The following is a 1,294-nucleotide window of genomic DNA, read 5'->3' on the forward strand; positions in this document are numbered from 1 at the left end:
GGATCTCGAAGCTTCTATTTGTCAAGGTCGGCAGAGGAGGGGGAAGAGTTCGCGGCAGAGGGCTCGTTTGAGGAGGCGGAGGATGTCTTTCTTGGTTTTGCCGTCGGCGAGGTGGGTGTCTCGGTAGTCGCGGGTTCGTTGTTCGTGGCAGAGGCGGGCGATGGAGATCTGGTGGAGGGCGCAGTTCGCTTGCCGGTTGCCGCCTCGGGAGAGGCGGTGGCGGTTGGTTTTGCCGGAGGAGACGGGTTGGGGTGCTGCGCCGAAGAGTTTCGCGAGGGCTGCTTCGGAGTGGATGCGGTGTCCGTTCTCGCCGACGGCGACGAGGAGTTGCGCGGCGGTGACGGCGGCGACGCAGTAGACCTCGAGGAGTTTCGGGGCGCGTTGCTCGATGAGGATGCGCAGTTGCTTCTCGATCGAGGTCGCGTCGGCGTCGAGGGTGAGCCAGCGGGTCGCGTGCTGGCGCAGCAGCCGGGTGAGGGTGTCGGTGACGATGTCGCCGGTGGCGGTCTCGGGAAGTTCGGCGAGGCGGCGCATGCGCGTCTTCCGGGTGCCCTCGCGGGAGAGCTCGCGGAGGGTGTCGGGGGCGGTGATCAGGAACTGATCGATCTGCCCGGCGATCTCCTTCTGCTGCTTGACCAGCAGATTCCGGGTGTTGGTGAGCAGGCGCAGCGCTTCAACGGACGAGGTCGTGTCCTTCGGGATCCTCGGTGAGGTCTCCGCGAGAGCGCGGCGCGCGGCGGCCTCGGCGTCGAACGCGTCGGTCTTGCCTCGCCGGCGGCGCTGCGCTTTATCTCCCGGCGGGACCTCGATGACGGCCACGTTCTCGGCGAGCAGATACCGGGTCAGGGCCGCTCCGTAGGAGCTGGTGCCCTCGACTGCGACGCGCACCAGCATCCCGAAGACGCCGACCCAGGACAGCAGCTCGATGAAACCGGCGCTCGTCGCGGGGAACGCCTCATCGCCCAGGAAGCGGCCCGCGGAGTCCAGGACAGCCACGTGGTGGCTGTTCTCGTGGGTGTCGATGCCCGCGACGATCTCCCGGTCGGGCTGGGCTTGGACCGTGTTCGTTGTCATGCTGGATGCATCCCTTCATCGGGTGACGCATCCGGCCAGTGGGCAGACAAATCGGTGATGAGACCACAGGACGGTCAGGCTTCTATCAAGTCATGACCAGCCGACCGGATGCTTACGGTGTCGCGGGGTTCGACAGTTCGAGATCCAGACAGCCCTGCCAGGCGTCAGATACGCAGACGAGTCAGAACCCCGCGACACACCAAGGCAATCACCGATACGC

At 66.1% G+C, this 1,294-nt stretch carries 1 protein-coding gene; it reads right to left on the bottom strand.

Annotated features, from left to right (window positions below):
• Nucleotides 1-21: 21 nt before the first annotated feature.
• The gene (locus MT353_RS21310) at nt 22-1,074 is read right to left on the bottom strand and encodes an IS110 family transposase (RefSeq protein ID WP_243625860.1); all 1,053 of its coding nucleotides are present in this window, start codon (nt 1,072-1,074) and stop codon (nt 22-24) included.
• Nucleotides 1,075-1,294 lie beyond the last annotated feature (220 nt).

The sequence above is a fragment of the Rathayibacter sp. VKM Ac-2927 genome (genome assembly GCF_022815525.1).
GTDB lineage: Bacteria > Actinomycetota > Actinomycetes > Actinomycetales > Microbacteriaceae > Rathayibacter > Rathayibacter festucae.

Bases quoted from the DNA above. Each gene is read 5' to 3' on its own strand.
- MT353_RS21310 (WP_243625860.1), bottom strand. From the start codon at position 1,074: ATGACAACGAACACGGTCCAAGCCCAGCCCGACCGGGAGATCGTCGCG.